Here is a 24,872-nt window from a genome sequence, read left to right as displayed (position 1 = left end):
CAGCATCAATTAGGAGGAACATCTTATGTTTATGAGGAGTCAATTTTTTCCGAAAATTAAAATAAATACAGTCATCCCTTTCCTGCTTATCTTTTTATTAGTAGGCTGTTCTCAAGCAAACAATGGGGCAGATGGAAACAAGGATCATCCTGACATGATCACGATGGCTTGGCCGAGAGATATTGGCGAAATGAATCCTCACGTATACAACCCATCACAATTGTTCGCACAATCAATGATTTATGAGCCATTGGTCAGCTATCAAAAGAATGGAAAGCTAAAACCTGAATTAGCGAAATCATGGGATGTGTCAAAGGATGGCAAGGTGTACACGTTCAATCTAAGAGACAAAGTGACATTTTCAGATGGATCTGAGTTTAATGCAAACATTGTGAAAAAGAACTTTGATTCCATCTTAAAAAACAAGGATATACATAGCTGGTTAGGTGTGATAAAAAAGATCAAAAAGACAGAAGCAGTAGACAAGAAAACATTTAAACTCACATTAACAGAGCCATATTATCCAACTGTTCAAGAATTAGCCGTTGTCCGCCCGGTTCGTTTCTTAGGCGAAGCAGGTTTCCCTAAAAACGGTGATACGTCAAAAGGAATTGAAAAACCAGTGGGGACAGGCCCTTGGGTATTAAAAACATATCAAAAAGATGACTATGCCATTTTCGAACGAAATGATCATTATTGGGGAGAAAAACCAAAGGTCAAAGAAATCAAAGTCAAGGTCATCCCAGATGCGGAAACGAGAGTCATGGCATTTGAAAAAGGTGATGTAGACGTCCTTTACGGAGAAGGAACCATTAGCCTAGATGCCTACAAACAGTTAGAGGCGAGCGGTAAGTATGAAACAAAAATGTCAGAGCCGGTAGCAACGAGACAGCTTGTCATGAATACAAAAGTCGATCAGCTGTCAGATGAGAAAGTGCGACATGCCCTTCAATATGCGATCAATAAGAAATCAATGGTAGAAGGTGTTACCTCTGGCTTAGAGGATGAAGCAGATCACATATTGCCGACCAACATGCCTTACACATCTGATATTAAGGTGAAATCGTTCCAATATGATGTAGACAAAGCGAAAGCATTGCTGGATGAAGCAGGCTGGACACTACCAAAAGGAAAAACCGTTCGTGAAAAAGATGGAAAAACGCTTGAATTTAGTATGATGTATGATTCAGCAGAATCGATTCAAAAAGCGATGGCTGAGACGCTTCAAGCAGAATGGGGTGCCATTGGCGTTGGTGTCAAACTTGAAGGTGTGGAGCTGGCAACACAGGTGCAGCGCTTTAAAGCTAATAAGTTTGATATGAACTTCTTTAGCAACTACGGAGCGCCATATGATCCGCATACATTTATGAACGTCGTCTCATCAGATGGTTTTGGATTCAAAGAAGCCATCTCAGCCTATCCAAATAAGGACAAGCTGATCAAAGAAATGAGCGAAATTCCATCAACAACCAATGAAAACAAACGAAAAGCACTTTATTCGTCTGTCTTATCTTCATTACAGGATCAAGGGGCAATTGTGCCAATCTCTTATTTTAAAAAGACAGCCGTTTATCAAAAAAATGTGAAGGACTTTGAGTTCCCAGCAAATCGCGACGAACATCCATTCACAGGTATTAAGCTGAAGTAATAGAAGGAAGGTTAGGAAATGGGCCGCTATATCGTCAAACGCATGCTATCAATCATCCCTGTATTTTTATTAGCCACTCTTTTCACGACTGGTATGATTCACCTTTCGCCAGTTGACCCGGCTGAGGCATATTTAGCAGCGGCTCATATCCAGCCAACGGATGAAATATTAGCGCAAAAACGAAGTGAATTTGGTTTAGACCAACCGTTTTATATGCAGTATCTTCACACCATTGAAAAAGTCATTCATCTTGATTTTGGCAAGTCATATATGTCCAACCAGCCTGTGCTCAATGAGGTGATCTATAGAATACCAGCGACGATTCAATTGGCGCTGACTAGTCTACTGATTGCAATTTGTGTCAGCATTCCACTCGGTTTTTTCAGCGGCATGAGGAAAAATGGCATCGTTGATCATGTGAGCCGGCTCATTTCTTTCTTAGGAGCATCTATCCCGACATTTGTCTTGGGGTATTTGCTCATCTTCTTTTTTTCAGTGAAGCTTGATCTTCTACCGGTAGAAGGAGTGGGAACATGGGAGCATCTCATTCTGCCGTCGGTCACACTGGCCGTCCCTTTAATTGCTACGTATACAAGGCTATTACGATCAAGTGTGAGTGAGGCGCTTCAAGAGCCGTTTGTTCAATATGCGAGAATCAGAGGATTAAAGGAACGGTCAATCATGTTCAAGCATGTATTGAGAATCGCGATATCGCCAATGCTGACAGGGCTTGGGGTGAATCTTGGCAAGCTGCTGACTGGAACCATTATCGTAGAGGCAGTTTTTTCATGGCCAGGGTTTGGACGTTTCTTTATTGAAGCGATCTTTAACCGGGATCTGCCGGTCATTCAATTCTATGTCCTCATGGCAGCATGTATCTTTATTTTGAGCAGTTTGATTGTGGACTTACTTCAGCTGATCATTGACCCCCGTATTTCCAGAAAGGAAGGCCGCCAGACATGATGACAAAAGGAAAATATCTCTTCTCTCATCAAAAGCTGATCTCGATCTGCGTGGTGCTCCTTGGTCTATTGCTGATTGTGACAATATGTGCGCCGTGGATCGCTCCACATGATCCGGCGGCTGTCAATCTAGCGATGAAGCTAAAGGGGTCTTCGTGGGAGTATCCTCTTGGGACAGATCAATTAGGCCGATGCAATTTATCTCGAATTTTATATGGTGCACGTGTTTCACTAGGCTGTGCGTTATTAATCTTTCTCTCTTCTTTATTGATTGGGTTAATCGTTGGTTTGTTGTCAGGTTACAAAGGTGGCTGGATCGATCACGTCTTAATGAGAATCTGTGACGGGATCATGGCATTCCCGAACCTGGTGCTGATCCTCGGATTAGTCGGCATCTTCGGTCCTGGACTTTCTCAAGTAGTGCTTGCCTTGATGCTTGTGCAATGGGTATACTATGCTCGCGTCTTCCGAGGAATGGTGCTGAGTTTAAAAGAACAGAACTTTATTGCTGCTGCGAAAATTAGCGGGACATCCCACTGGAACATCATGAGAAAGCATATGATTCCAAATGTCCTGCCGCCACTCGCGGTCATTGGCACACTCGAAATGGGCTGGGCGATTATGGATATTTCAGCGATGTCCTTTCTCGGATTAGGCGTTCAGCCTCCTATGCCTGAATGGGGAGCGATGATCCATGAAGGTAAATCGTATATTCAAACGAATCCTCAGTTGATGCTGTATCCAGGTCTTGTCATCATGGCTGTCGTCGTCCTCTTTAATTTACTAGGAGAAGCCCTTTCAGAGAAATATGGTATCAAACGCCGTGTGTAAAGGAATGATCAATGTGCAAGAGTCCATTTTACAAATAGAGAACCTGCATGTGCAGACGAAAACGCCTCATGGGACAACCTCTCTTATTCAGGACGTATCGTTTGAAGTAGGGCGAGGTCAAATCGTTGGATTAATAGGTGAGAGCGGCTGCGGGAAAACGGTGACAAGTATGTCGATCTTACATATGCTTGACCGGAAAACAACGGATGTCACTGGTAGCATCACATTACAAGGACGAGAATTGATCGGTATGAGTGAAAGGGCTATGCGCTCTATTCGGGGCAAGGACATCTCATATATTATGCAAAATCCAATGAATAGCTTTACGCCAGTATGGACGATCGGTCATCAGCTGATTGAAACCATCCGCCGGCATACCACTGTCAGTAAAAGGCAGGCAAAAGCGAAGGCAATGGATGCGTTAGCGCAGATGAATCTGCCGCAGCCAGATAAGCTGTTAAACAAGTATCCCTTTGAACTAAGCGGCGGCATGCTGCAGCGTGTCATGATTGCCATGGCTGCCTGTATGCACCCGCCTCTCCTCATAGCAGATGAACCAACAACTGCTTTAGATGTACACACGCAGAAGCTGGTGCTGGAGCATCTGAACCAAATTCGTCATGAGTATGGAACTGCCATTTTGCTCATTACTCACGACCTTGGCGTCATTGCAGAAATGGCAGATCAGGTTGTTGTCATGAGACAGGGAGAAATGGTTGAAAAAGCAGAAGTGCTTGAGCTTTTTGAAAACCCCAAGCATGATTATACAAAGAAACTATTAGCAGCTCGTCCATCCATCCCAGCTGTTTGCCCGATTTGAGGTGAGAAGGCCCTTGCATTTATTAGAAGTGAAAGCAGTAAGTCATTCATACAACAGCCGGTCGTTTCTGATGAGAAAAAAAGGCGCAGACCAAGTCTTAAACGGCGTCAATTTAATCATTGAAGAAGGCACGTGCGTCGGATTGCTGGGGCAAAGCGGCGCAGGGAAAAGCACACTAGGCCGCATCATACTTGGTCTAGAGAAGCCAAAATCCGGTCAGGTCCTTTTTGAAGGGCAGGATATATATTGTGCAGATCAAAGAACACGCAAGCATTATCGACGGCATGTGCAAGCGGTGTTTCAAGATTCGTACTCGGCGGTGAATCCAAGGTGGACAGTCGAACAAATTTTATCCGAGCCGCTTGAAAACTATGAAACCATGAGCCGAAAAGAACGCAAAATCGTGCTGATCCATTGGCTGGAAAGAGTCGGGCTCAGCGAAAAGGACTTGTCTAAATATCCGCATCAATTCAGCGGTGGCCAGCTGCAAAGGATCAACATTGCAAGAGCCTTATTGCTGCAGCCAAAGCTCGTCGTACTGGATGAATCCGTCAGCAGCTTAGACATGGTCACACAGGGTGTCATTTTAGATTTATTAGTAGAATTAAAGAAGGAACTAGGTGTCGCTTACTTATTTATTACACATGATATGACGGCAGCCTATCACTTAAGTGATCAATTGGCGATATTAGATCAAGGTGAACTTGTTGCTCAATTTCGATCAAAGGATGATTTCTTTTCATCAGATGAGAAAGCGGTGCAAAAGATGAGAGCTGCAATGCTCGCAGACCATCCTTTGTCCCGAACGATTGGCAGACCGGTCCGATAAATCTTCATTACATCAATGCCTCTTTTAGAAGAGGCTCAGCGTGTAGACAAACCCTCGCATTCGTTGTCAGGTCTGCGCGCTGGTGCTCACGAATGTTCAATTCGCTCCGCGCCAGTGCTCGCCCTTCCTAGACTTCAAAGGTTTTCTATCACGCTGAAAAGAAAACAAAGTGCTAAAATAAAAATCATTTTAGCACTTTGTCAACAATCTAAGCCTCTTTTAGAAGAGGCTATTTTTCATGAAAGGCAGGTGGCATCGTGAACCATCGAGCGTATTTAGCTTTAGCCATTCCTTTAACCATCTCAACGATGACCACTCCATTACTTGGAGCTGTTGATACAGCAGTTGTGGGTCAGCTTGCCAACCCCGCGTATATTGGAGGCGTCGCGGTTGGCAGTCTCATTTTCAGTACACTCTATTGGCTCTTTGGTTTTTTGCGGGTGAGTACATCTGCTTTTGCCGCTCAGGCAAACGGGGCGCAGAGTGAAGAGCAGGGCGTACTTGCTTTTCTAAGACCCTTTTTAATCGCCATCATTGTCGGCCTTTGTTTTATTGCCCTGCAATGGCCCATTATTCAATCTGCTTTTCTCGTGATCTCTCCGGCTGCGGATGTAAGGCAATTTGCAGCAGATTATTTTCATATTCGGATTTGGGGTGCGCCGTTTACCTTGATGAATTATGTGATATTAGGCTGGCTGATGGGAATGGCAAAAATGAAAGAAGCCCTCTCTTTACAAATCTTGATCAATGTCATGAATATGGTCCTTGCCCTCCTGCTTGTTCATGTGTTTTCGCTTGCAGTCAAAGGGGTGGCGGCCGCGACATTGATATCTGAATTAACCGCCTTTGTGCTAGGCGCATGGATCATCATGAAGCATTCAAAAAACGGGTTCCAGATGCCGTCTATTAAGAAAATCATGGATACACAGGCAGTGCAGAAAATGTTTCATGTGAATAAAGATTTGTTTATTCGGACGATTTGTCTGCTTGTCGTGATTAACATGTTTACAGCAAAAGGTGCTTCTTTTGGAACAGAGATGCTGGCGGCCAATGCCATCTTATTTCAAATTCACTACATCATGGCTTATTTGTTTGATGGTTTTGCCAATGCATCCAGCATCCTTGTGGGCAGATCAGTTGGAGCAAATAACCGCACCCTCTATGAGAGAACTTTAACCCTTTCGAGGCAATGGGCATTTGTCATGGCATGTCTCATTGCGTCGGTTTATTTTCTATTAAAAGAGCCGATCTTGGGCTTGTTTACAAATCTCCCCCGTCTTCTAGATGTGACATTAGGCTATGCAGACTGGCTCGTTCTCTATCCGTTTGCCGCTTGTTTCGGTTTGGTCATATACGGTGTATTTACAGGTGCGACAGAAATTGCCCCTGTCAGAAATTCGATGCTGTTTGCGATGATCTTGTTTATCGTTGTTCAAGCAGCGGTTACGCCTATTTGGCATAATCACGGATTATGGTTTGCCTTTATCATCTATACTACCGGACGGTCTGGCTTTTTGATGATGTACAAATCAAGGCTGGATCAGAAGCTTTTCGCAAATGAAAAACACCCTTTGCCATCGTGACAAAGGGTGTTCATGTTCGTTCATTCGCTTTCTTTTTTCACCTTTTGATACGCCTCATCAAGGTGCTGAATTCGCTTCAAAACCACAGCATTTTTGGTCAGCTGATCTTGTACAAGCGTTGACACCACTGAGCGGTAATAGGCATTCATGGCATGAATCTTGTCTTCATTTTGATTCATGGCGATGTGTTGTTTCAAGTTGTCAACAAAGTATGGAACGGAAAAAAGTTCAGACATGGGAATCACTCCTATTTCGTATATACGGTCCGTCAATCTTCATGTAAAATGATGAGAGGGAGGGGAGACAATGAGCCTTAATCTGCAACAAGAACAAGTATTAAAGCAGGTGCTCACACCAGAACTCAGGCAGGCCATTACATTGCTCCAGCTGAATAGCACTGAGCTTGGCGAGTATCTTGACCAGTTAGCGCTTGAGAACCCTCTGATTGAGCGGAAAGACACGGACAGCTATCAACCAGTTTATCATAAAAAATCTCAAGATCGAATGACAGAGCCGTATCGAACGCATCAAAAAGAAAGCCTGCAAATGTATTTAAAGAAACAAGCCCTTGATTTAAATCTAAGTGAAAAGAATCAAAGGATCTTTCATTTTATGATCGAGTCCATTGATTCCAACGGCTATTTAAATGAACCGGTTGACGAGATGGCAGCTGTCTTAAAGGTGTCAGCTGAAGAAGTAGAAGCCGTCCTTCATCAGCTTCAATCGCTAGAGCCTGCCGGTATTGGTGCAAGATCTTTACAAGAATGCATCCTGCTTCAGCTGAGAAGAAAAAAGGAGCGCTGGTATGAAGCCGAGCTGATCATTGATGAGCACTTCTTTCTCTTTGCAAGAAAGGTTTGGAAGGAAATCGCGGCGAAAACAGGCATTTCCATGAAAACACTTCAAGCGGTACAAGATGAGGTGTCGCAGCTTGAACCAAGACCAGGCATCCATTTCTCATACGAAGAAGACCATGTGTATATAGAGCCGGATGTGACGATTACTGTCGTGCAGGACCACATCACATTTGAGCTGAATCAGCGCGCTTTCCCAGACGTTGAAATGAATAAAGGATACTTCGCCATGATTCAAGACCGAAAGCGGCATGAAGTATATGCGTATCTAAAGGAAAAAGAGCAGCAGTACAATTGGCTTGTCCAAGCGCTGAAGCAAAGAAAACAAACGATGACCCATGTCGTTCGTGAGATTATCTTACACCAGACAGATTTTTTCCTTACAGGGAAACATAAAATGAAACCGCTTACGATGAAGCGTATCGCAGATATATTGCAAGTGCATGAGTCAACAGTCAGCCGAACGGTGAAAGGGAAAATGGTGCAAACCCCTTATGGCCTCATGGAAATGAAGCAATTTTTCCAAGCAAAGCTAGAAGGACCCTCACTGGAAGAGGCGTCCAGCTACACAGTCAAGACGTACATCGCAGAGCTGATCCAAACGGAAAATAAGAAAAAACCGTATTCAGATCAGCAAATGATGACGCAGCTTCAGCAAACCTTTGGCATTCGAGTCTCACGCCGAACCATTGCGAAATATCGTGAACAAATGAATCTTCCATCATCTACACTGCGGAAGCGCTATGATTAAAAAGAAGTACTTGCCAGAAACACGGCAGGTGCTTCTTTTTTGTTGAAAGCGAGGCACACAGAAGATTTTTTGAAAATTAAATCGGGGAGACGTGTGAACGGAAATTTTGGGGTAAAGTATAAGATAGGGCATGAGCCGAAAAGGGTAGACAACAGTGATGAGGTGAGACCAATTGAAATATAAACAAATCAAAACCAAAAAAATATATGAAGAAATTGCGGATGCATTAATCGAATCGATTCGCACTGGTGAGCTTCTTCCGGGAGAAAAATTAGATTCGGTTCAAGCGCTCTCAGAAAACTTTCAAGTCAGCCGTTCCGCTGTGAGAGAGGCGCTGTCTGCTCTCAAAGCGATCGGATTAATAGAGATGAAGCAAGGGGAAGGCACATATGTGAAGCAGTTCGATCCTGAACAGCTCGCATTTTCTTTATCTCCTGCATTTTTAATGAAGCAGCATGATGTCAGGCAACTGCTTGAAGTGAGAACCATTATTGAAACAGGTGCTGTCAAAAAGGCGGCGCTGCTTCGGACGGACGATGACCTTCATCAGCTGCGTGATGCACTTGAACAAATGAAGCTGGCAGAAGCCCATGAAGAAATTGGTGAAGAGGCAGATCTCACCTTCCATCTCGCCTTAGCCAAAGCCTCGAAGAATGATGTATTAAAGGTGTTAATGAATCAGGTCTCATCCTTGTTAGTAGAAACGATGCGGGAAACGAGAAAAGTCGTGTTATTCTCAACGAAAGCCTCCATTCGGAAGCTTTACGAAGAACATGAACAAATTTACAAAGCCATCGTTGCAAGGCAGCCAGAAGAAGCAGAGAAAGCGATGCTTACGCATTTGAAAAATGTAGAAAATCTGCTCGGTGATGTGCTGCAAAAACCAGCAGAACATTCAGATACACAATAAGCTGTGCCGAATGATGGCACAGCTCTATTATTGACGAGAAATATGTAGCTTTTTCATTCGATATTGCAGACTTTGCCTGCTCATGCCCAATAACTTTGCAGTCTGTGAAATATTATCGTCCATTTTTTCTAAGTAATGGACGATGTATTGTTTTTCGAATTGTTCCATTTGGGTTTGGAAATCAGTCGTCTGTTCTGGGCTTGTATACACAAAGGTGTCAGCAGCTGCGGTTTGCTGCAAAGAATTTGTTTGCAATTGCGCCTTAGGACGGGCTTCCCCGTGCTTAAATCTAAAATGATAGGGAAGGTGATGCATGCTTAAGTCGTCTTCATCCATCATCATATTCATCCCCGCCTCAATCACATGCTCAAGTTCTCTTACATTGCCTGGCCAATGATACGCCTTAAAAAGGGCAAGTACCTCTTCATCAGCCGTCCTCACCTTCATTTGAAACAGCTCATTATATTTTTGAATAAAATGATTCACAAACGTAGGAATGTCCTCTTTTCGTTCAGAAAGCGGCGGAATAAATAAGGTGACAATACCGAGACGATAAAATAAATCCTTGCGCATGCGTCCACCTGCGATTGCATCCACAGGGTCCTCATTCATATTGGCAATCACTCTTACATCAACAGCAATTTCCTTTGTACTTCCTAGCCTTCTCACACGTTTCTCCTGTAAGACGCGCAGTAGTTTTGCTTGAAGATGAGGATTTAGTGAGTTGATCTCATCTAAAAGCAAGGTTCCTCCTTGCGCCTGCTCAAATAAGCCAGGCTGATCAGCTGCCCCCGTAAAAGCCCCTTTTTGTGTACCAAAGAGCAGGCTTTCAATCAAATTATCAGGCAGTGCCGCACAATTTTGAGTAATAAAAGGTCCAGATGACCGGCTGCTGCCGTTATGAATGCTTTGAGCAAACAGCTCTTTCCCAGTCCCAGTTTCGCCAACAATGAGCACATAGGAGGAGGTGCGTGTCGCTCGTTTCGCATGCTCAATCACCTCTAAAAAGGCAGGGCTTTGTCCAATAATAGAATCGAAGGTAAAGCGGGTGCTTCCTTTTTTCTTCATATTGTGATGAATCAGCCGTTCCAGCTTGGTCACATCATTCGAAATTTCAACTGCCCCTTGAATGAGACCGTCTCGAACGAGCGGGTATGTATGGTTAATCGTTGTGATTTCTTTTCCGTTGTAATTATGATACGTCTGCTTGGCATGTACGGTTTGTTTCCCGGTACGCAGCGCTTGGACAAGTGTACTGTGCATCTCATCTTGAAAGGCGAAGAAATCGAGTACATTTTTATGGAGAACATCTGAGCGTTTTAAAGACTCGATCTCCATCATTTTTTTATTATAAACAACCGTATGTCCATTCTCATCAATTGCATGAACCCCGACATCAATTAAATCGAGCATTTGTTTATATAAATCAATCTCATTTTCAAGCTTTGCGGCATGCAGATCTTTTTTCAATTGTGCCACCTCCTGACGTTACCTCTATTTTACATGAAAAATTTTGCGGTTTCCTTTAAAAAATTTGGCATATGCAAAGAAACTTTGCGTAATTAATGAAGTAGACCCCATGATCAAGCGGTCAGAAAGTTGGCACGATCCTTGCATAACATATGGATGAAGATGAACCCGATTGAAAAAAGCTACCTTACAGAAGGAGGAATAGATGATGACACAGACAAATGAATTGATTCAACAAACAGAACAATATGGAGCGGCAAACTATCATCCGTTGCCAATTGTGATTTCAGAGGCTGAGGGAGTGTGGGTGACAGACCCTGAAGGCAATCGATATATGGATATGCTGAGTGCGTATTCCGCAGTGAACCAAGGACATCGCCATCCCCGCATTATTGAAGCGCTCAAAAAACAGGCAGATCGCGTGACACTCACGTCGAGAGCCTTTCATAATGATCAGCTTGGTCCTTGGTATGAAAAAATTTGCAAACTGACGAATAAAGACATGGCACTGCCAATGAATACAGGTGCTGAGGCTGTAGAAACCGCTGTAAAAGCAGCGAGACGCTGGGGCTATGATGTGAAAGGAATCGAAGAGAATCGTGCAGAAATCATTGCGTGTGTTGGCAATTTCCATGGGAGAACGATGACGGCTGTGTCTCTTTCCTCAGAAGCAGAATACCAAAGAGGTTTCGGCCCAATGCTTCCTGGAATTAAGTTGATTCCTTACGGAGATATTGAAGCGTTACGTGAAGCTATCACACCACAGACAGCGGCTTTCCTCATTGAACCGATTCAAGGTGAAGCGGGTATTGTCATGCCGCCAGAAGGCTTCTTGAAAGATGCCAAAACGCTTTGTGAGCAAGAAAATGTGCTGTTCATTGCGGATGAAATTCAAGTGGGGTTAGCACGAACAGGTAAGATGTTTGCGTGTGATTGGGAAGACATTGAGCCAGATATGCTGATTCTTGGGAAAGCTTTAGGCGGCGGAGTATTCCCAATCTCGTGTGTTGTAGCAAACCGCGATATTTTAGGCGTGTTTAACCCTGGTTCTCATGGGTCTACCTTTGGAGGAAATCCTCTTGCGTGTGCGGTGTCGCTTGCTGCACTGGATGTTTTAATCGACGAAAAGCTTGCAGCCCACTCTATGGAGCTTGGTGAATACTTCAAAGACAAATTGGCACGCATTCAAAGTCCTGTGATTAAAGAAGTGCGCGGCCGCGGACTATTTATAGGCATGGAGCTGACAGAGGCAGCTAGACCTTATTGTGAAAAGCTGAAGCAAGCAGGTTTGTTATGTAAGGAAACTCATGAAACAGTCATCCGTTTTGCACCACCGCTGACCATTTCAAAAGAAGATTTAGACTGGGCGATTGGTCATATTGAAGCACTGTTTCAAGCTTAAATGGCAAAGGGGGAGGAAGCTTCACTTTCTCCCTTTCTTTTTCAACGAACAGCGAATTTTGTCAAAGGATGCTGAATAGAAGAGGGAAAGTGGGGAAGTGGATTTGATGCAAGAACAGCAAAATGAACTAGAGCGTTCCATGAAAAGCAGACATCTTTTTATGATTGCCTTAGGCGGCGTCATCGGTACGGGCCTTTTCCTTGGATCAGGATTGATTATCCATCAGGCAGGGCCGGGGGGAGCCATTCTATCGTTTATCATTGGCGGACTGTTCATGTATTTGGTCATGCTGTGTCTTGGAGAATTAGCAGTGGCGATGCCAACAGCCGGTTCCTTTCAGGAATATGCAACCAAATATATAGGCCCGTCCACAGGCTTTATGATTGGCTGGCTGTATTGGTTTAGCTGGGCGTGTACGATTGGTCTGGAGTTTACATCAGCAGGCATATTGCTCCAAAGGTGGTTTCCAGATATCCCGGTTTGGCTCTGGTGTCTAGCATTTAGCGTGATATTATTTGCCGTGAATGCCATCTCTGCTCGCAGCTTCGCTGAAACGGAATTTTGGTTTTCAGCCATCAAGGTTGCGGCCATCCTATTGTTTATTATCATCGGAATTGGCGCAATTTTCGGAATGATTCATTTGAAAGGAGGAGAACCAGCCCCTTTATTTCGTCATTTGACGGATCATGGCGGACTATTTCCTAATGGTGTTTTTGCTATTTTATTAACCATGGTCACGGTCAATTTCTCCTTCCAAGGAACAGAACTTGTAGGGATCGCAGCAGGTGAGAGTGAAAGCCCTGAAAAAACATTGCCTCGATCAATACGGAATATTATTTGGAGAACGATGGTCTTTTTCGTTTTATCAATTGCGGTTCTGGCAGCACTTCTTCCATGGCAGACAGCAGGCGCTGTCGACAGTCCGTTTGTGGTCGTGCTGGACAAGGTCGGCATCCCATATGCTGCAGATATCATGAATTTTATTATCATCACCGCTGTCTTATCTGTAGCAAACTCTGGATTATATGCGTCATCACGTATGCTCTGGTCGCTTTCAAAGGACGGGAAAGGACCTGCTTTTACGAAAAAGCTGTCCAAGCGTAAAATCCCGATCAATGCATTATTGGTGACAATGGGTGTATCCGCTCTATCTCTGCTCACAAGTGTTGTGGCACCAAAAACGGTGTATGTGTGGCTTATTTCGATTTCTGGAATGGTTCTTGTTGTGGTGTGGATGTCCATTTGTTTGTCTCAATATTTCTTTAGAAAACAATTCATAAAAGATGGTGGAGATGTAAAGGATCTCGTCTTCCGTACACCGCTCTATCCATTTGTCCCAATAGCAGGCTTCATCGCATTTGGCATCGTGCTCATCAGCCTATTCTTTATTGAGGATCAGCGGATTGGCCTTTATTGCGGCGTTCCGTTCATGGCAGCCTGCTACATCATTTATTATCTCAAAATCAAACCGAAGGAAGAGGCAAAGCGTTTCGCCGAAGAGGAAGGAATCCCAAAAACATAAAAGACGACTATATCAAAAAAATGTGCATGCGGACCTCTTACGCATGCACACTTTCATTGATGAATTCATTCAATATAGAAGAAAATAAAATATTTTGAAAAGAAATATCATAGCAAGAACCCTGATGACAAGCAGGTTATCGGTGAAAATGTGTCTATTTTTTGTCTAAATGTGTTTGTAATAGTTGAAAATGCAAGATGATCCTGTTAAAATAATTAAAGAAAGCAGGGATTGATTTTTTTTGGCTGTGGCGGGACGTTTTTTGTCACAGTGGGACGTTTTTAGTCCAACGTGAAAAGAAAGGGTCGTTAGCCATGAATCGTTTATTGGAAGCTCAAAAAAAATTATTGCCAGATCTTCTCATCGTTATGCAAAAACGCTACGACATTTTGCAGTACATCAGATTAGCTGAACCAATCGGCCGCAGAAGTCTTGCGACGAGTCTTGGTCTCAGTGAGCGCATCTTACGTACTGAAGTTCAGTTTTTAAAAGAACAAAATCTGCTGGATGTCAAAACGAGCGGCATGATGCTGACGAGTGAAGGCCACGCTTTGCTTGAAATGCTTGAAGGAATGATGAAAGACGTTTTAGGTTTAACCTTTTTGGAAAATACATTAAAGAGGAAGTTAGGCCTAGAAGAAGTCGTGATCGTTTCTGGTGACAGTGACGAATCCCCGTGGGTGAAGCAAGAAATGGGAAGAGCTGCTGTCCAATGTATGAAAAAAAGGTTTACTGGAAATAATATCGTCGCCGTCACTGGCGGAACGACGATGGAAGCCGTTGCCGAAATGATGACCCCTGATGCCAAAAACAGAGACATGATGTTTGTCCCTGCGAGAGGCGGTCTTGGGGAGAATGTAAAAAATCAGGCAAACACCATTTGTGCCCACATGGCTGAAAAAGCTTCCGGTACTTACAAACTGCTGTTTGTTCCAGGACAGCTGTCAGAAGGTGCTTACTCTTCCATTATTGAAGAGCCGTCAGTCAAAGAAGTGCTTCAAACGATCAAATCATCCACGATGCTCATTCATGGAATCGGTGAAGCAAAAACAATGGCGATGAGACGAAACACACCAGCTGAAGATTTAAAAAAGATTGATGAGCATGACGCAGTGACAGAGGCCTTTGGCTATTACTTTAATCGTGATGGTGAGGTCGTCCACAAAGTGCACTCCGTCGGCATGCAGCTAGATGATTTAGAAAGCATTCCACACATCATTGCTGTTGCAGGTGGATCATCAAAGGCAGGGGCCATTGAAGCTTATTTCAAAAAACCCCGCCGAACGGTTCTCGTCACAGACGAAGGAGCCGCAAAAGAGTTATTAAGGGAGTCAATTGATCCCTCAATATAAACATTGTGACCTATAAAAGGAGGAACATCATGGCAGTAAAAGTCGGTATTAACGGATTTGGACGTATTGGACGTAACGTATTTCGTGCAGCATTAAACAATCCTGAAGTTGAGGTAGTAGCGGTTAACGATCTAACAGACGCTAACATGCTTGCACACCTTTTACAATATGACTCTGTTCACGGAAAACTAGATGCAGAAGTTTCTGTAGACGGTACAAACTTAGTAGTGAACGGTAAAACAATCGAAGTATCAGCTGAGCGTGACCCTGCGAAATTAAGCTGGGGTAAACAAGGCGTAGAAATCGTTGTTGAATCTACTGGATTCTTCACAAAACGTGCAGACGCTGCAAAACACTTAGAAGCTGGCGCTAAAAAAGTCATCATCTCTGCTCCTGCTAACGAAGAAGATATCACAATCGTTATGGGTGTAAACGAAGACAAATACGATGCAGCTAGCCACGATGTCATCTCTAATGCATCTTGTACAACAAACTGCTTAGCTCCATTTGCAAAAGTACTTAACGATAAATTTGGTATCAAACGCGGTATGATGACAACAGTTCACTCATACACAAATGACCAACAAATTCTTGATCTTCCGCACAAAGACTACCGTCGTGCTCGTGCAGCTGCGGAAAACATCATCCCAACTTCTACAGGTGCTGCGAAAGCTGTTTCACTTGTATTGCCTGAACTTAAAGGTAAATTAAACGGTGGCGCTATGCGTGTTCCAACACCTAACGTATCTTTAGTTGACCTTGTGGCTGAATTAAACCAAGATGTAACTGTTGAAGATGTAAATGCAGCACTTAAAGAAGCAGCTGAAGGAGAACTTAATGGAATCCTTGGCTACAGCGAAGAGCCATTAGTATCTGGTGACTACAATGGTAATGCAAACTCTTCAACAATCGATGCTCTTTCTACAATGGTCATGGAAGGCAGCATGGTGAAAGTCATTTCTTGGTACGATAACGAGAGTGGATATTCTCACCGCGTTGTTGACCTTGCAGCTTACATTGCAAAACAAGGTCTTTAATTTCTCACACTGAAGGAACTCACTTGGTTCTTTCCTAGAGACACGATATAATGAAGACGGACAAGGGAAGGGGAAGCATCCCTTTCCCTTTTTCTCTGTTTTTATCCGTTCTGCACGATTTCTCGTTTTGATGAGGGCAAAATGGGAAAAGGATAAAGAGAGACTTGTCCAATGCGTAAGGAAACCAGAATAAAGGAGGATCTCCTGACGAGCATGAATAAGAAATCAGTAAAAGACATTGACGTAAAAGGTAAAGTTGTGTTCTGCCGCGTAGATTTTAACGTTCCAATGAAAGACGGAAAAGTGACGGATGATACTCGTATTCGCGCAGCATTACCAACGATTGAGTATTTAACAGGACAAGGCGCAAAGGTACTATTAGCTAGTCATTTGGGTCGTCCGAAGGGTCAAGTTACTGAAGAATTGCGTCTGACACCTGTAGCGAAACGTCTTCAAGAGCTTCTTGGAAAAGAAGTGAAAAAAGCGGATGAAGCTTACGGCGACAACGTGAAAAAGCAAATCTCTGACTTAAAAGAAGGAGATGTGTTAGTGCTTGAAAACGTTCGTTTCTATCCTGGTGAAGAAAAGAACGATCCTGAACTATCAAAAGCATTTGCTGATTTAGCCGATGTGTATGTCAATGATGCGTTCGGTGCTGCACACCGTGCACATGCATCCACTGCTGGTATTGCAGCATATCTTCCGGCTGTTTCGGGCTTCCTCATGCAAAAAGAGCTTGAGGTTTTAGGAAAGGCAGTTTCCAACCCTGATCGCCCATTTACAGCGATTATTGGTGGCGCCAAAGTAAAGGATAAAATCGGTGTGATTGAAAGTCTTCTTGATAAAGTGGACAACCTCATCATCGGCGGCGGACTTGCTTACACATTTGTGAAAGCACTAGGCCACGAAGTAGGAAAATCTTTATTAGAAGAAGACAAAGTAGATTTAGCGAAATCCTTTATGGACCGTGCAAAAGAAAAAGGCGTGAACTTCCTGATTCCAACAGATGTTCTGGTAGCCGACGACTTTTCAAATGATGCGAATACAAGCATTGTGCCAATCTCTGAAATTCCAAGTGATCTAGAAGCACTTGATATTGGAACAGAGACAATAGGCAAGTACGCTGATGTCATTAAAAACAGCAAACTTGTTGTTTGGAACGGACCAATGGGTGTATTTGAAATCGACGCATTCGCTAAAGGAACAAAAGCAATCGCAGAAGCACTGGCAGAAGCAAAAGATACATATTCTGTCATTGGCGGTGGAGATTCAGCAGCAGCTGTTGAGAAATTTGGTCTTGCTGATCAGATGAGCCATATTTCTACAGGCGGCGGCGCTTCACTTGAATTTATGGAAGGCAAAGAGCTTCCAGGTGTTACTGCATTAAACGATAAATAAGACCAAAACTGCTATAAGGAAGTGTCAATCATGAGAAAACCAATTATAGCTGGGAACTGGAAAATGAACAAAACACTTGGCGAAGCGGTTAGCTTCGTTGAAGAAGTCAAGTCATCCATTCCATCTCCTGACAAAGTGGAATCCATTGTCTGTGCGCCAGCCCTTTTTCTTGAAAAGCTAAACAGCCTTTCTAACGGAACAGACCTTAAAATTGGTGCACAAAACATGCACTTTGAAGAAAATGGTGCATTCACTGGTGAAATCAGCCCTGCTGCGCTAAAAGATCTTGGCATCGGCTACTCAGTGATCGGTCATTCAGAGCGCCGTGAATTCTTTGCTGAAACAGATGAAACAGTGAACAAAAAAGCACATGCTGCATTCAAGCATGGCATCGTTCCAATTATCTGTGTAGGTGAAACGCTTGAAGAGCGTGAAGCTGGCAAAACAAATGAACTTGTCGCTGATCAAGTGAAGAAAGCACTAGCTGGTTTAACAACTCAGCAAGTCGCTGAATCTGTTATTGCATATGAGCCAATTTGGGCAATCGGTACAGGGAAATCTTCTACAGCGAAAGATGCAAACGACGTTTGTGCGCATATCCGTCAAACGGTTGCAAGCGAATATGGTCAAGAAGCGGCAGACAGCCTTCGCATTCAATATGGCGGAAGCGTGAAACCTGCGAATATTAAAGAATACATGGCAGAATCCGATATTGACGGTGCTTTGGTAGGCGGCGCAAGCTTAGAACCTCAGTCTTTCGTTCAATTATTGGAGGAAGGTCAATATGAGTAAGAAACCAGCTGCATTAATCATCTTAGACGGATTCGGTTTAAGAGGCGAAACAGTTGGTAACGCTGTTGCCCAAGCAAAAAAACCGAACTTCGACCGCTACTGGAACGAATTCCCGCATCAAACCTTAACAGCTTCAGGTGAGGCAGTAGGCCTCCCGCAAGGTCAAATGGGGAACTCTGAAGTTGGGCATTTGAACATCGGTGCAGGACGCATTGTGTATCAAAGCTTAACAAGAGTGAATGTTGCCATTCGTGATGGGGAATTTGAGAAAAACGAAACGTTCCTAGAGGCAATGACTTATGCAAAAGAGAATGACAAGGCCCTTCATTTATTCGGTCTCTTGTCAGACGGTGGTGTGCACAGCCACATTCAACATCTCTTTGCCCTGCTAAAGCTGGCGAAAAAAGAAGGCTTAACAAAGGTATACATTCATGGCTTCTTGGACGGACGTGATGTTGGTCAGAAGACAGCCAAAGTGTACTTAAAACAGCTTGAAGAACAAATCAAAGAAATCGGTGTCGGAGAAGTGGCAACACTTTCTGGACGCTATTACTCAATGGACCGTGACAAACGCTGGGATCGTGTGGAGAAAGCATATCGCGCGATGGCGTATGGTGAAGGCCCAAGTTATCAAAACATCTATGATGTCGTTGATGACTCCTATGAAAATGGGATCTACGATGAATTCGTTATTCCATCTGTCATCACGAGAGAAAATGGTGAGCCAGTTGCAAAAGTAAACGACGGCGATTCTGTGATTTTCTATAACTTCCGCCCAGACCGTGCGATCCAAATTTCGAACACCTTCACAAATGAAGATTTCCGCTCATTCGATCGCGGAGAAGCACATCCGAAGAATTTACACTTCGTCTGCTTCACACACTTCAGTGAAACGGTTGATGGCTATGTTGCCTTCAAACCAGTGAATTTGGATAACACAGTAGGAGAAGTGCTAGCGCAAAATGGATTGAAACAGCTGCGGATTGCTGAAACAGAGAAATATCCTCACGTGACGTTCTTTATGAGTGGTGGACGTGAAGAAGAATTTCCTGGTGAAGACCGCATCTTGATCAATTCGCCAGATGTGGCAACCTATGACCTCAAGCCAGAAATGAGCGCTTATGAGGTAAAGGATGCACTTGTTGCAGACATCAATGCTGACAAGCATGATGCGATCATCCTGAACTTTGCTAACCCGGATATGGTTGGTCATTCAGGTATGCTCGAGCCAACAATCAAAGCCATTGAAGCAGTAGATGAGTGCTTAGGAGCTGTTGTCGACGCAATCCTAGCAAAAGGCGGACATGCCATCATCACGGCAGACCACGGTAACGCAGACGTGCTGATTACCGAAGAAGGAAAGCCGCATACTGCACATACGACAAACCCTGTTCCAGTCATCGTAACGAAAAAAGGTGCAACGCTTAGAGAAGGCGGCATTCTAGCCGATCTATCTCCAACGCTTTTAGACTTACTTGGTCTTGAAAAACCAAAAGAGATGACAGGAACATCATTGATTCAGAAATAACAAATTGATTCAAAAGGAGAGAAATAACGATGCCATACATTGTTGACGTATATGCACGCGAAGTATTAGACTCTCGCGGTAATCCAACAGTTGAAGTAGAAGTTTACACAGAATCTGGCGGCTTTGGCCGTGCACTAGTACCAAGTGGTGCTTCTACTGGTGAATATGAAGCAGTAGAACTACGTGACGGAGACAAAGACCGTTACCTTGGAAAAGGTGTTCTGACAGCTGTAAACAACGTAAACGAAATCATTGCACCAGAGCTTTTAGGCTTTGATGTCACTGAACAAGTAGCAATTGACAAAATGTTAATCGAACTTGACGGAACAGAAAACAAAGGGAAATTAGGCGCAAACGCAATCCTTGGCGTATCTATCGCTGTAGCACGTGCGGCTGCTGATTTCTTACAAATTCCACTTTACCAATACCTTGGTGGATTCAACTCCAAAACGCTTCCAGTGCCAATGATGAACATCGTCAACGGCGGAGAGCATGCGGATAACAACGTAGACATTCAAGAATTCATGATTATGCCTGTAGGTGCTCCGAACTTCCGTGAAGCACTTCGCATGGGCGCACAAATCTTCCATAGCCTGAAATCTGTATTAAGTGCAAAAGGCTTAAACACAGCTGTAGGTGACGAAGGTGGATTCGCTCCAAACCTTGGTTCTAACGAAGAAGCACTTCAAACAATCGTTGAAGCGATTGAAAAAGCTGGTTTCAAACCAGGTGAAGAAGTGAAGCTTGCAATGGATGCTGCATCTTCTGAGTTCTACAACAAAGAAGACGGTAAATATCATTTATCAGGCGAAGGCGTTGTGAAAACATCTGCTGAAATGGTTGACTGGTATGAAGATATGGTATCTAAATACCCAATCATCTCGATCGAAGACGGCCTTGATGAAAACGACTGGGAAGGTCACAAACTATTAACTGAGCGCCTTGGCAGCAAGGTTCAGCTAGTAGGAGATGACTTGTTTGTTACAAACACGAAGAAGCTTTCTGAAGGAATCAAAAACGGCGTTGGTAACTCAATCCTAATCAAAGTAAACCAAATCGGTACATTAACTGAAACATTTGATGCAATCGAAATGGCAAAACGTGCAGGATACACAGCTGTTATCTCTCACCGCTCTGGTGAAACAGAAGACAGCACAATTGCAGACATCGCTGTTGCAACAAACGCTGGACAAATCAAAACAGGTGCTCCGTCTCGTACGGATCGTGTGGCGAAATACAACCAATTACTTCGCATCGAAGATCAATTGGCTGAAACAGCACAATATCACGGCATTGCAACATTCTATAACTTGAATAAATAATGCCAGCAACGCGCTGCGTTCCGCTCTTATATCAGAGTGGGCGCAGCGTTTTTTTGTGTTGAATGAGATCCCGCAGCTGTTTCAATAGTCACATCCTATTTTTGTAAAAAATCGTCCTTCAGTCAGAGGGAAAGCGCGCAACTCCACCATTTATAAGCAATAGATCATGAAAAATCGACTAAAAATATGATCTGAAATGAACTTATGTTTTCTGTATGTGGGATGGTATCATTTTACATATATTAGGGGGTGATGAGATGCTGAATCCTTTTAGCCTTCGTTTTCCAGTAGGTGTGTATATGTATATCCTTCAGCTACTGGCGGCATATGATGAAAGGAAGCAACGAATTCTAACTTCTAAGAATGTACAGAAAAACGCATTTTGGATTTATGTCCTTGCCGCTATATTGGGCATTATTTCACTTGGAGCATTGATTTGGGCATGTAAGACCTTTGGAAAGGGCTCCAAATTTTTAGGAGAGTTCAAATTATTAGGCATGTACGTTAAAATCCAATGCGGTTTCTAACAGGGATGAGAACAGATGCAAGGTCATCTGTTCCATCTGAAACAAACGGAGGGATATGATGCTGTCACTACAATTACAAGAAAAAACGTATAGCCGCACCTTCTCTCTCCGTAATATTCAAATGAACGTGGAGAAAGGCCAGACGATGCTTCTTTTAGGGCATAATGGTGCAGGAAAGACAACGATGATTCAAGCTATGTTTGGGCTGACGCCATTTACTGGATACGTTTCCTTACATGGTGAACAGCTGAACCTTCAATCCTCAGCTCATATTTCCCTTTTGAAAAAACATGTTTCCTATATTTCTGACGATCATGCGTTGTTCGATTATTTAACACCGAGGGAATACTTTCAATTACTTCAGCTGCCAAATGAGAAAGATGTCACACGAGAAGAGACATTCACCGATTTGTTTGAGCTGAGTCCGTATATGGATCAGCCAATCGCTCAGCTGTCCCATGGCAATCAAAAGAAAACACAGATCATTTCGCAGCTTCTCAAACCATGTGATTATTATGTGTTCGACGAGCCAACGAACGGACTTGATCCAGATATGATGATCATCTTAAAAAAGGTGCTCATGAAGCTGAGAGATCAAGGCGCTGGCATCCTGATTTCAACTCATCATTTGAGCTTTGGTGATACATTATATGATCATCTCATGATCTTAAGAAATGGTGACGTGAAGCTGAATATGTCCCGCCAAGAAACGAATGAGACATTTCCTCATCAGGCACTTGAAGAGATTTATAAAGAAGTAAATCGAGATTACTATATGCAGGTGGAGAGGTTACTCAATGATTTGGACACGACACGTTCTTCATAAAATCGAATGGGGCATGCTGACAACGAAAGGAAAGCAGCTTGGAAAAAAGTATCCTTTGCAGCTTCTCGCAGCTGCCGTTTTTTTCTTGCTCATCTATGCAATATACGTTGTCATCAGCCTGCGCTTTTACATGCAGGCAGGTGAAAGTGAGCCAGCTGCGCTATACCTCCAATTTGTCAAAATGTCGCTCTTACTATTAGGAGCAGGGATTGTGTTATCCCGCAATAAACTGAAGCGCCAAGAATATCAATTCTACTTTTTGAACAGTGCGATACAAAGTGTACCCTTTGTCCTTTGTGCGTATTTCTTTCCAGTGCTTTTTTGCTTCCTCATGGCTGGATTACTTTTTTTACCGATTGTATTAGGTCTTTTGATCACGGGTGTCACCCCATCTCTGTATTGGATCATCGTTGTTTGCATCACATGCGGCATATTGGCACTTTATACGCTCTCTTCATGGATGCTAATGCGGATCGGTGTAAGTCATTTCGTATCAAAAACAAAGGAGCATTTACTGCTACAAACAATCGGCTTTGCGGCACTTCAAGTACTCATATTTCTTCTTTTTCAAAAAGCAGTGGAGATGATCCATGTATGGCCGGCTGTCTATCTGACGTTGCTGGTGATTCTTCTAAGCGCTGGCTGGCTATGGGTGAAGGGCTTAGCAGCTTGCTATGTTCATCAAATGTTTTTGCAGCTGAAAACAGAGGTAAAGTCATTTTCTTACCAGAAAATTAGGACGTACTCTTCCTTTCTGACGCATTTGCGGCAGGAAGTGGTCTATTTCATCCGATCAGCTGTTTTTAAAGAACAAGGCATTTTGTTCCTCTTTCTCGTTTGTTTGACGATTGGGCTGCCATTTGTTTTTACGCCGGAAGAAACTGGATGGCTGTATGCCTTTATTGTGCAGTTTGCGTTAAAGGAAATATTGATTATGCTTCCGCTGATGATTGGCAGAGAATATCATATCAATCAACGGGCCATCTTTATGTTAAATACATCAAAGGGCGCGTATATATTGTCGAGAATTTTATTTTATTACGCAATCAATTTACTCATTTATTTTGTGTATATTGGCCTTGCTTATTTGGTGATCGGTATTGAAAGTGAAGGTCATGGCTTGGCGAGTTTGTCCATTTTATTCATGACCGTCATGGCAGCCTGTACGGGGTTTGTCGTGAAAATCAGTGATTTTAATAAACTGTTTGTCATCGTGATGATGATTGCTGTATTCAGCTTCATCGATATGCTTTTATTAGAGTGGCTGTCATCTAATATGTCTCTACTCGCCACCGCTTATCTGCTTGGTTCACTTGCCTTTTTCAGTTGTATATATGCAGTGATGTTAAAAAGGCCGATATTGCGATGATGGGGCTTGTCATTAGTTTACTAGCGGTTGTGCTCATTCATGAACTCGGTCATATGCTGATGATCATGGTGTGCAACAAAATTGAAAAAAGACCGCTCTTTGATTTTGTGGTCACGATTGATTGGAAGCATGTGGCGATCGTCCATGAGACATTTGCCAGGCCGAGCTTTAATCTGATGGTGGCACTTGCGGGTCCGCTGTTTCCGGTGCTCTGCTCGATTGTGCTTTTCTTAATGTGGAAGCATCCGGTGAGTCATCAGCTGCTGTTTTTTTCTTTACTGAACACTGTGATGCTGCATCCAGCTTGCCCAGACGGGAAAAATATCACAGCCAGTTTAAAAGAGATGAAGGAGAGAAAGAGATGATCAAAGTATTTCATTCGTTTTCTAGCGGCTTAACACTTGCGATGCTGTATATATTTTCTGTGTTTATGACCCCTGTCTTTTTACTGCTGCTAGAGGTCAATCATATTGAATCAAGTCCAACGCTGTTTGGCATGCCATTTTATATTATGAAAATTGAAGAGTATCAATTCAGCTCTGAGGCGACGCTTTTTGGATGCGTTGTCTGCTTTTTAGCTGGCGCTGTGCTTTATTTTTTCATTCAATATGTGATTCATGCTATGAAGAAACGAAGAGCATAAAAAAAGCAGGCTGAACAAATAGTCAGTCTGCTTGAAATGTGAGAGACAGCCGTACCATATCCATACACTGAATCCCGTTTTCATAAATTGGTTCATCATAATGCTTAAGGAAGAAATCGTGATCGATCGATGTTAGGCGGAAGCCGCATTTTTGATAAAGTGCGAGCTGCTGAATACTCGAGTTGCCTGTGCCGATTTCAATCGTATGAAAACCAGTGGCTTTCGCTTCAGCGATCGCATGGCGGATCAACTGCTTCCCAATTCCCTTTCCTTGCCATGACTCCTTCACAGCAACATTCATGATTTCCACTGAATGCTGAGAGAGCGATGATAGCACATAGACACCAATCACTTCCTGTGCATGAAAGGCGGCATAACAAGAGCCGGATTGCACATAAGCGAGAACCTTTTCCTTTGAAGGGTCAGCTAATAGTAAAAGATCCATAGGGAGAGATTGATCATGAGATAATGGCCGAATCTGTATCACATTTTTTCA

Annotated in this window: 24 protein-coding genes; 21 read left to right on the top strand and 3 right to left on the bottom strand. The window is 43.3% G+C overall.

Annotated elements, in window-relative coordinates:
• Positions 1-25: 25 nt before the first annotated feature.
• The 6 genes from nikA (at position 26) to MHI11_RS17485 (ending at position 6,673) form a co-directional block, all read left to right on the top strand.
• On the top strand, positions 26-1,648 hold the full coding sequence (gene nikA, locus MHI11_RS17510; RefSeq protein WP_340961822.1) for a nickel ABC transporter substrate-binding protein: 1,623 nt from the start codon (positions 26-28) through the stop codon (positions 1,646-1,648).
• Between the two features lie 18 nt (positions 1,649-1,666).
• Complete coding sequence (gene nikB, locus MHI11_RS17505; RefSeq protein WP_340961820.1) at positions 1,667-2,611, top strand: nickel ABC transporter permease subunit NikB; 945 nt, start codon at positions 1,667-1,669, stop codon at positions 2,609-2,611.
• Positions 2,608-3,441, top strand: coding sequence for a nickel ABC transporter permease subunit NikC (gene nikC / locus MHI11_RS17500; RefSeq protein ID WP_003213255.1), 834 nt, complete (start codon positions 2,608-2,610; stop codon positions 3,439-3,441). The genes nikB and nikC overlap by 4 nt, the downstream gene beginning before the upstream one ends.
• 4 nt (positions 3,442-3,445) lie before the next feature.
• On the top strand, positions 3,446-4,261 hold the full coding sequence (locus MHI11_RS17495) for an ABC transporter ATP-binding protein (protein ID WP_181462029.1): 816 nt from the start codon (positions 3,446-3,448) through the stop codon (positions 4,259-4,261).
• Between the two features lie 13 nt (positions 4,262-4,274).
• Positions 4,275-5,090 (top strand): nickel import ATP-binding protein NikE, encoded by an 816-nt coding sequence (nikE, locus tag MHI11_RS17490; RefSeq protein WP_044138985.1) that lies wholly within the window; start codon positions 4,275-4,277, stop codon positions 5,088-5,090.
• A gap of 257 nt (positions 5,091-5,347) precedes the next feature.
• Positions 5,348-6,673 carry an MATE family efflux transporter gene (locus tag MHI11_RS17485; protein ID WP_044138983.1) on the top strand — a complete coding sequence of 442 codons (1,326 nt, stop codon included), beginning with the start codon at positions 5,348-5,350 and terminating at the stop codon, positions 6,671-6,673.
• A gap of 20 nt (positions 6,674-6,693) precedes the next feature.
• Here MHI11_RS17485 and yvfG read toward each other — a convergent pair whose 3' ends face one another.
• Complete coding sequence (gene yvfG / locus MHI11_RS17480) at positions 6,694-6,909, bottom strand: protein YvfG (protein WP_003213121.1); 216 nt, start codon at positions 6,907-6,909, stop codon at positions 6,694-6,696.
• 70 nt (positions 6,910-6,979) lie between these two features.
• On the opposite strand from yvfG, the gene rpoN reads away from it, so the two are divergent.
• Together rpoN and MHI11_RS17470 are read left to right on the top strand one after the other, a co-directional pair.
• Entirely contained in the window at positions 6,980-8,278 is a 1,299-nt protein-coding gene (rpoN, locus tag MHI11_RS17475; RefSeq protein ID WP_340961816.1) for an RNA polymerase factor sigma-54, read from the top strand.
• Positions 8,279-8,450: 172 nt separating this feature from the next.
• Positions 8,451-9,188, top strand: a complete 738-nt coding sequence (locus MHI11_RS17470) for a FadR/GntR family transcriptional regulator (RefSeq protein WP_044138981.1) — start codon at positions 8,451-8,453, stop codon at positions 9,186-9,188.
• Positions 9,189-9,215: 27 nt separating this feature from the next.
• On the opposite strand, the gene MHI11_RS17465 is transcribed toward MHI11_RS17470, so the two are convergent.
• Positions 9,216-10,658 (bottom strand): sigma-54 interaction domain-containing protein, encoded by a 1,443-nt coding sequence (locus tag MHI11_RS17465; protein WP_340961814.1) that lies wholly within the window; start codon positions 10,656-10,658, stop codon positions 9,216-9,218.
• Between the two features lie 208 nt (positions 10,659-10,866).
• Here MHI11_RS17465 and MHI11_RS17460 point away from each other — a divergent pair, with 208 nt between their 5' ends.
• From MHI11_RS17460 to MHI11_RS17400, 13 genes are all read left to right on the top strand, one after another.
• Positions 10,867-12,060 carry an ornithine--oxo-acid transaminase gene (locus tag MHI11_RS17460; protein ID WP_106066219.1) on the top strand — a complete coding sequence of 398 codons (1,194 nt, stop codon included), beginning with the start codon at positions 10,867-10,869 and terminating at the stop codon, positions 12,058-12,060.
• Between the two features lie 106 nt (positions 12,061-12,166).
• Complete coding sequence (locus tag MHI11_RS17455; protein WP_340961810.1) at positions 12,167-13,582, top strand: amino acid permease; 1,416 nt, start codon at positions 12,167-12,169, stop codon at positions 13,580-13,582.
• A gap of 314 nt (positions 13,583-13,896) precedes the next feature.
• Entirely contained in the window at positions 13,897-14,934 is a 1,038-nt protein-coding gene (locus MHI11_RS17450) for a sugar-binding transcriptional regulator (protein WP_340961808.1), read from the top strand.
• A gap of 29 nt (positions 14,935-14,963) precedes the next feature.
• Positions 14,964-15,971 (top strand): type I glyceraldehyde-3-phosphate dehydrogenase, encoded by a 1,008-nt coding sequence (gap, locus tag MHI11_RS17445; RefSeq protein ID WP_003212811.1) that lies wholly within the window; start codon positions 14,964-14,966, stop codon positions 15,969-15,971.
• A gap of 213 nt (positions 15,972-16,184) precedes the next feature.
• Positions 16,185-17,369 (top strand): phosphoglycerate kinase, encoded by a 1,185-nt coding sequence (locus MHI11_RS17440; RefSeq protein ID WP_340961806.1) that lies wholly within the window; start codon positions 16,185-16,187, stop codon positions 17,367-17,369.
• Between the two features lie 30 nt (positions 17,370-17,399).
• Positions 17,400-18,161, top strand: a complete 762-nt coding sequence (gene tpiA, locus MHI11_RS17435) for a triose-phosphate isomerase (RefSeq protein WP_003213530.1) — start codon at positions 17,400-17,402, stop codon at positions 18,159-18,161.
• A complete protein-coding gene (gene gpmI, locus MHI11_RS17430) occupies positions 18,154-19,689 on the top strand; it encodes a 2,3-bisphosphoglycerate-independent phosphoglycerate mutase (protein WP_003213111.1) in 1,536 nt (511 codons plus the stop codon). Before tpiA ends, gpmI begins: the two co-directional genes overlap by 8 nt.
• Positions 19,690-19,718: 29 nt before the next feature.
• On the top strand, positions 19,719-21,011 hold the full coding sequence (gene eno, locus MHI11_RS17425) for a phosphopyruvate hydratase (protein ID WP_003212752.1): 1,293 nt from the start codon (positions 19,719-19,721) through the stop codon (positions 21,009-21,011).
• Positions 21,012-21,268: 257 nt separating this feature from the next.
• Positions 21,269-21,538 (top strand): hypothetical protein, encoded by a 270-nt coding sequence (locus MHI11_RS17420; protein ID WP_044138975.1) that lies wholly within the window; start codon positions 21,269-21,271, stop codon positions 21,536-21,538.
• 58 nt (positions 21,539-21,596) lie between these two features.
• On the top strand, positions 21,597-22,364 hold the full coding sequence (locus MHI11_RS17415) for an ATP-binding cassette domain-containing protein (protein ID WP_217012136.1): 768 nt from the start codon (positions 21,597-21,599) through the stop codon (positions 22,362-22,364).
• A complete protein-coding gene (locus MHI11_RS17410) occupies positions 22,336-23,733 on the top strand; it encodes a hypothetical protein (protein ID WP_044138973.1) in 1,398 nt (465 codons plus the stop codon). Before MHI11_RS17415 ends, MHI11_RS17410 begins: the two co-directional genes overlap by 29 nt.
• Positions 23,730-24,098, top strand: coding sequence for a hypothetical protein (locus MHI11_RS17405; protein ID WP_044138972.1), 369 nt, complete (start codon positions 23,730-23,732; stop codon positions 24,096-24,098). The genes MHI11_RS17410 and MHI11_RS17405 overlap by 4 nt, the downstream gene beginning before the upstream one ends.
• On the top strand, positions 24,095-24,376 hold the full coding sequence (locus tag MHI11_RS17400; RefSeq protein ID WP_044138971.1) for a hypothetical protein: 282 nt from the start codon (positions 24,095-24,097) through the stop codon (positions 24,374-24,376). The genes MHI11_RS17405 and MHI11_RS17400 overlap by 4 nt, the downstream gene beginning before the upstream one ends.
• A 22-nt stretch (positions 24,377-24,398) precedes the next feature.
• On the opposite strand, the gene MHI11_RS17395 is transcribed toward MHI11_RS17400, so the two are convergent.
• Entirely contained in the window at positions 24,399-24,863 is a 465-nt protein-coding gene (locus MHI11_RS17395; protein ID WP_080772914.1) for a GNAT family N-acetyltransferase, read from the bottom strand.
• Positions 24,864-24,872: the final 9 nt, after the last annotated feature.

Origin of the sequence: Bacillus sp. FSL K6-3312, assembly GCF_038007485.1 — a bacterium.
Taxonomy (GTDB): Bacteria; Bacillota; Bacilli; order Bacillales; family Bacillaceae; genus Bacillus; species Bacillus pumilus.
The sequence above is the reverse complement of the archived record's forward strand: the minus strand, read 5'-3'. Positions and strand labels throughout refer to the sequence as shown.

What these genes read in the sequence shown, in the direction of transcription:
- MHI11_RS17495 (WP_181462029.1), top strand. Translation starts at nt 3,446, where the DNA reads ATGATCAATGTGCAAGAGTCCATTTTACAAATAGAGAACCTGCATGTG.
- MHI11_RS17415 (WP_217012136.1), top strand. Translation starts at nt 21,597, where the DNA reads ATGCTGTCACTACAATTACAAGAAAAAACGTATAGCCGCACCTTCTCT.
- MHI11_RS17420 (WP_044138975.1), top strand. Translation starts at nt 21,269, where the DNA reads ATGCTGAATCCTTTTAGCCTTCGTTTTCCAGTAGGTGTGTATATGTAT.
- nikA (WP_340961822.1), top strand. Translation starts at nt 26, where the DNA reads ATGTTTATGAGGAGTCAATTTTTTCCGAAAATTAAAATAAATACAGTC.
- gpmI (WP_003213111.1), top strand. Translation starts at nt 18,154, where the DNA reads ATGAGTAAGAAACCAGCTGCATTAATCATCTTAGACGGATTCGGTTTA.
- eno (WP_003212752.1), top strand. Translation starts at nt 19,719, where the DNA reads ATGCCATACATTGTTGACGTATATGCACGCGAAGTATTAGACTCTCGC.
- MHI11_RS17440 (WP_340961806.1), top strand. Translation starts at nt 16,185, where the DNA reads ATGAATAAGAAATCAGTAAAAGACATTGACGTAAAAGGTAAAGTTGTG.
- MHI11_RS17455 (WP_340961810.1), top strand. Translation starts at nt 12,167, where the DNA reads ATGCAAGAACAGCAAAATGAACTAGAGCGTTCCATGAAAAGCAGACAT.
- MHI11_RS17410 (WP_044138973.1), top strand. Translation starts at nt 22,336, where the DNA reads ATGATTTGGACACGACACGTTCTTCATAAAATCGAATGGGGCATGCTG.
- gap (WP_003212811.1), top strand. Translation starts at nt 14,964, where the DNA reads ATGGCAGTAAAAGTCGGTATTAACGGATTTGGACGTATTGGACGTAAC.
- MHI11_RS17450 (WP_340961808.1), top strand. Translation starts at nt 13,897, where the DNA reads ATGAATCGTTTATTGGAAGCTCAAAAAAAATTATTGCCAGATCTTCTC.
- tpiA (WP_003213530.1), top strand. Translation starts at nt 17,400, where the DNA reads ATGAGAAAACCAATTATAGCTGGGAACTGGAAAATGAACAAAACACTT.
- nikB (WP_340961820.1), top strand. Translation starts at nt 1,667, where the DNA reads ATGGGCCGCTATATCGTCAAACGCATGCTATCAATCATCCCTGTATTT.
- yvfG (WP_003213121.1), bottom strand. Translation starts at nt 6,909, where the DNA reads ATGTCTGAACTTTTTTCCGTTCCATACTTTGTTGACAACTTGAAACAA.
- MHI11_RS17400 (WP_044138971.1), top strand. Translation starts at nt 24,095, where the DNA reads ATGATCAAAGTATTTCATTCGTTTTCTAGCGGCTTAACACTTGCGATG.
- MHI11_RS17460 (WP_106066219.1), top strand. Translation starts at nt 10,867, where the DNA reads ATGACACAGACAAATGAATTGATTCAACAAACAGAACAATATGGAGCG.
- rpoN (WP_340961816.1), top strand. Translation starts at nt 6,980, where the DNA reads ATGAGCCTTAATCTGCAACAAGAACAAGTATTAAAGCAGGTGCTCACA.
- MHI11_RS17405 (WP_044138972.1), top strand. Translation starts at nt 23,730, where the DNA reads ATGATGGGGCTTGTCATTAGTTTACTAGCGGTTGTGCTCATTCATGAA.
- nikC (WP_003213255.1), top strand. Translation starts at nt 2,608, where the DNA reads ATGATGACAAAAGGAAAATATCTCTTCTCTCATCAAAAGCTGATCTCG.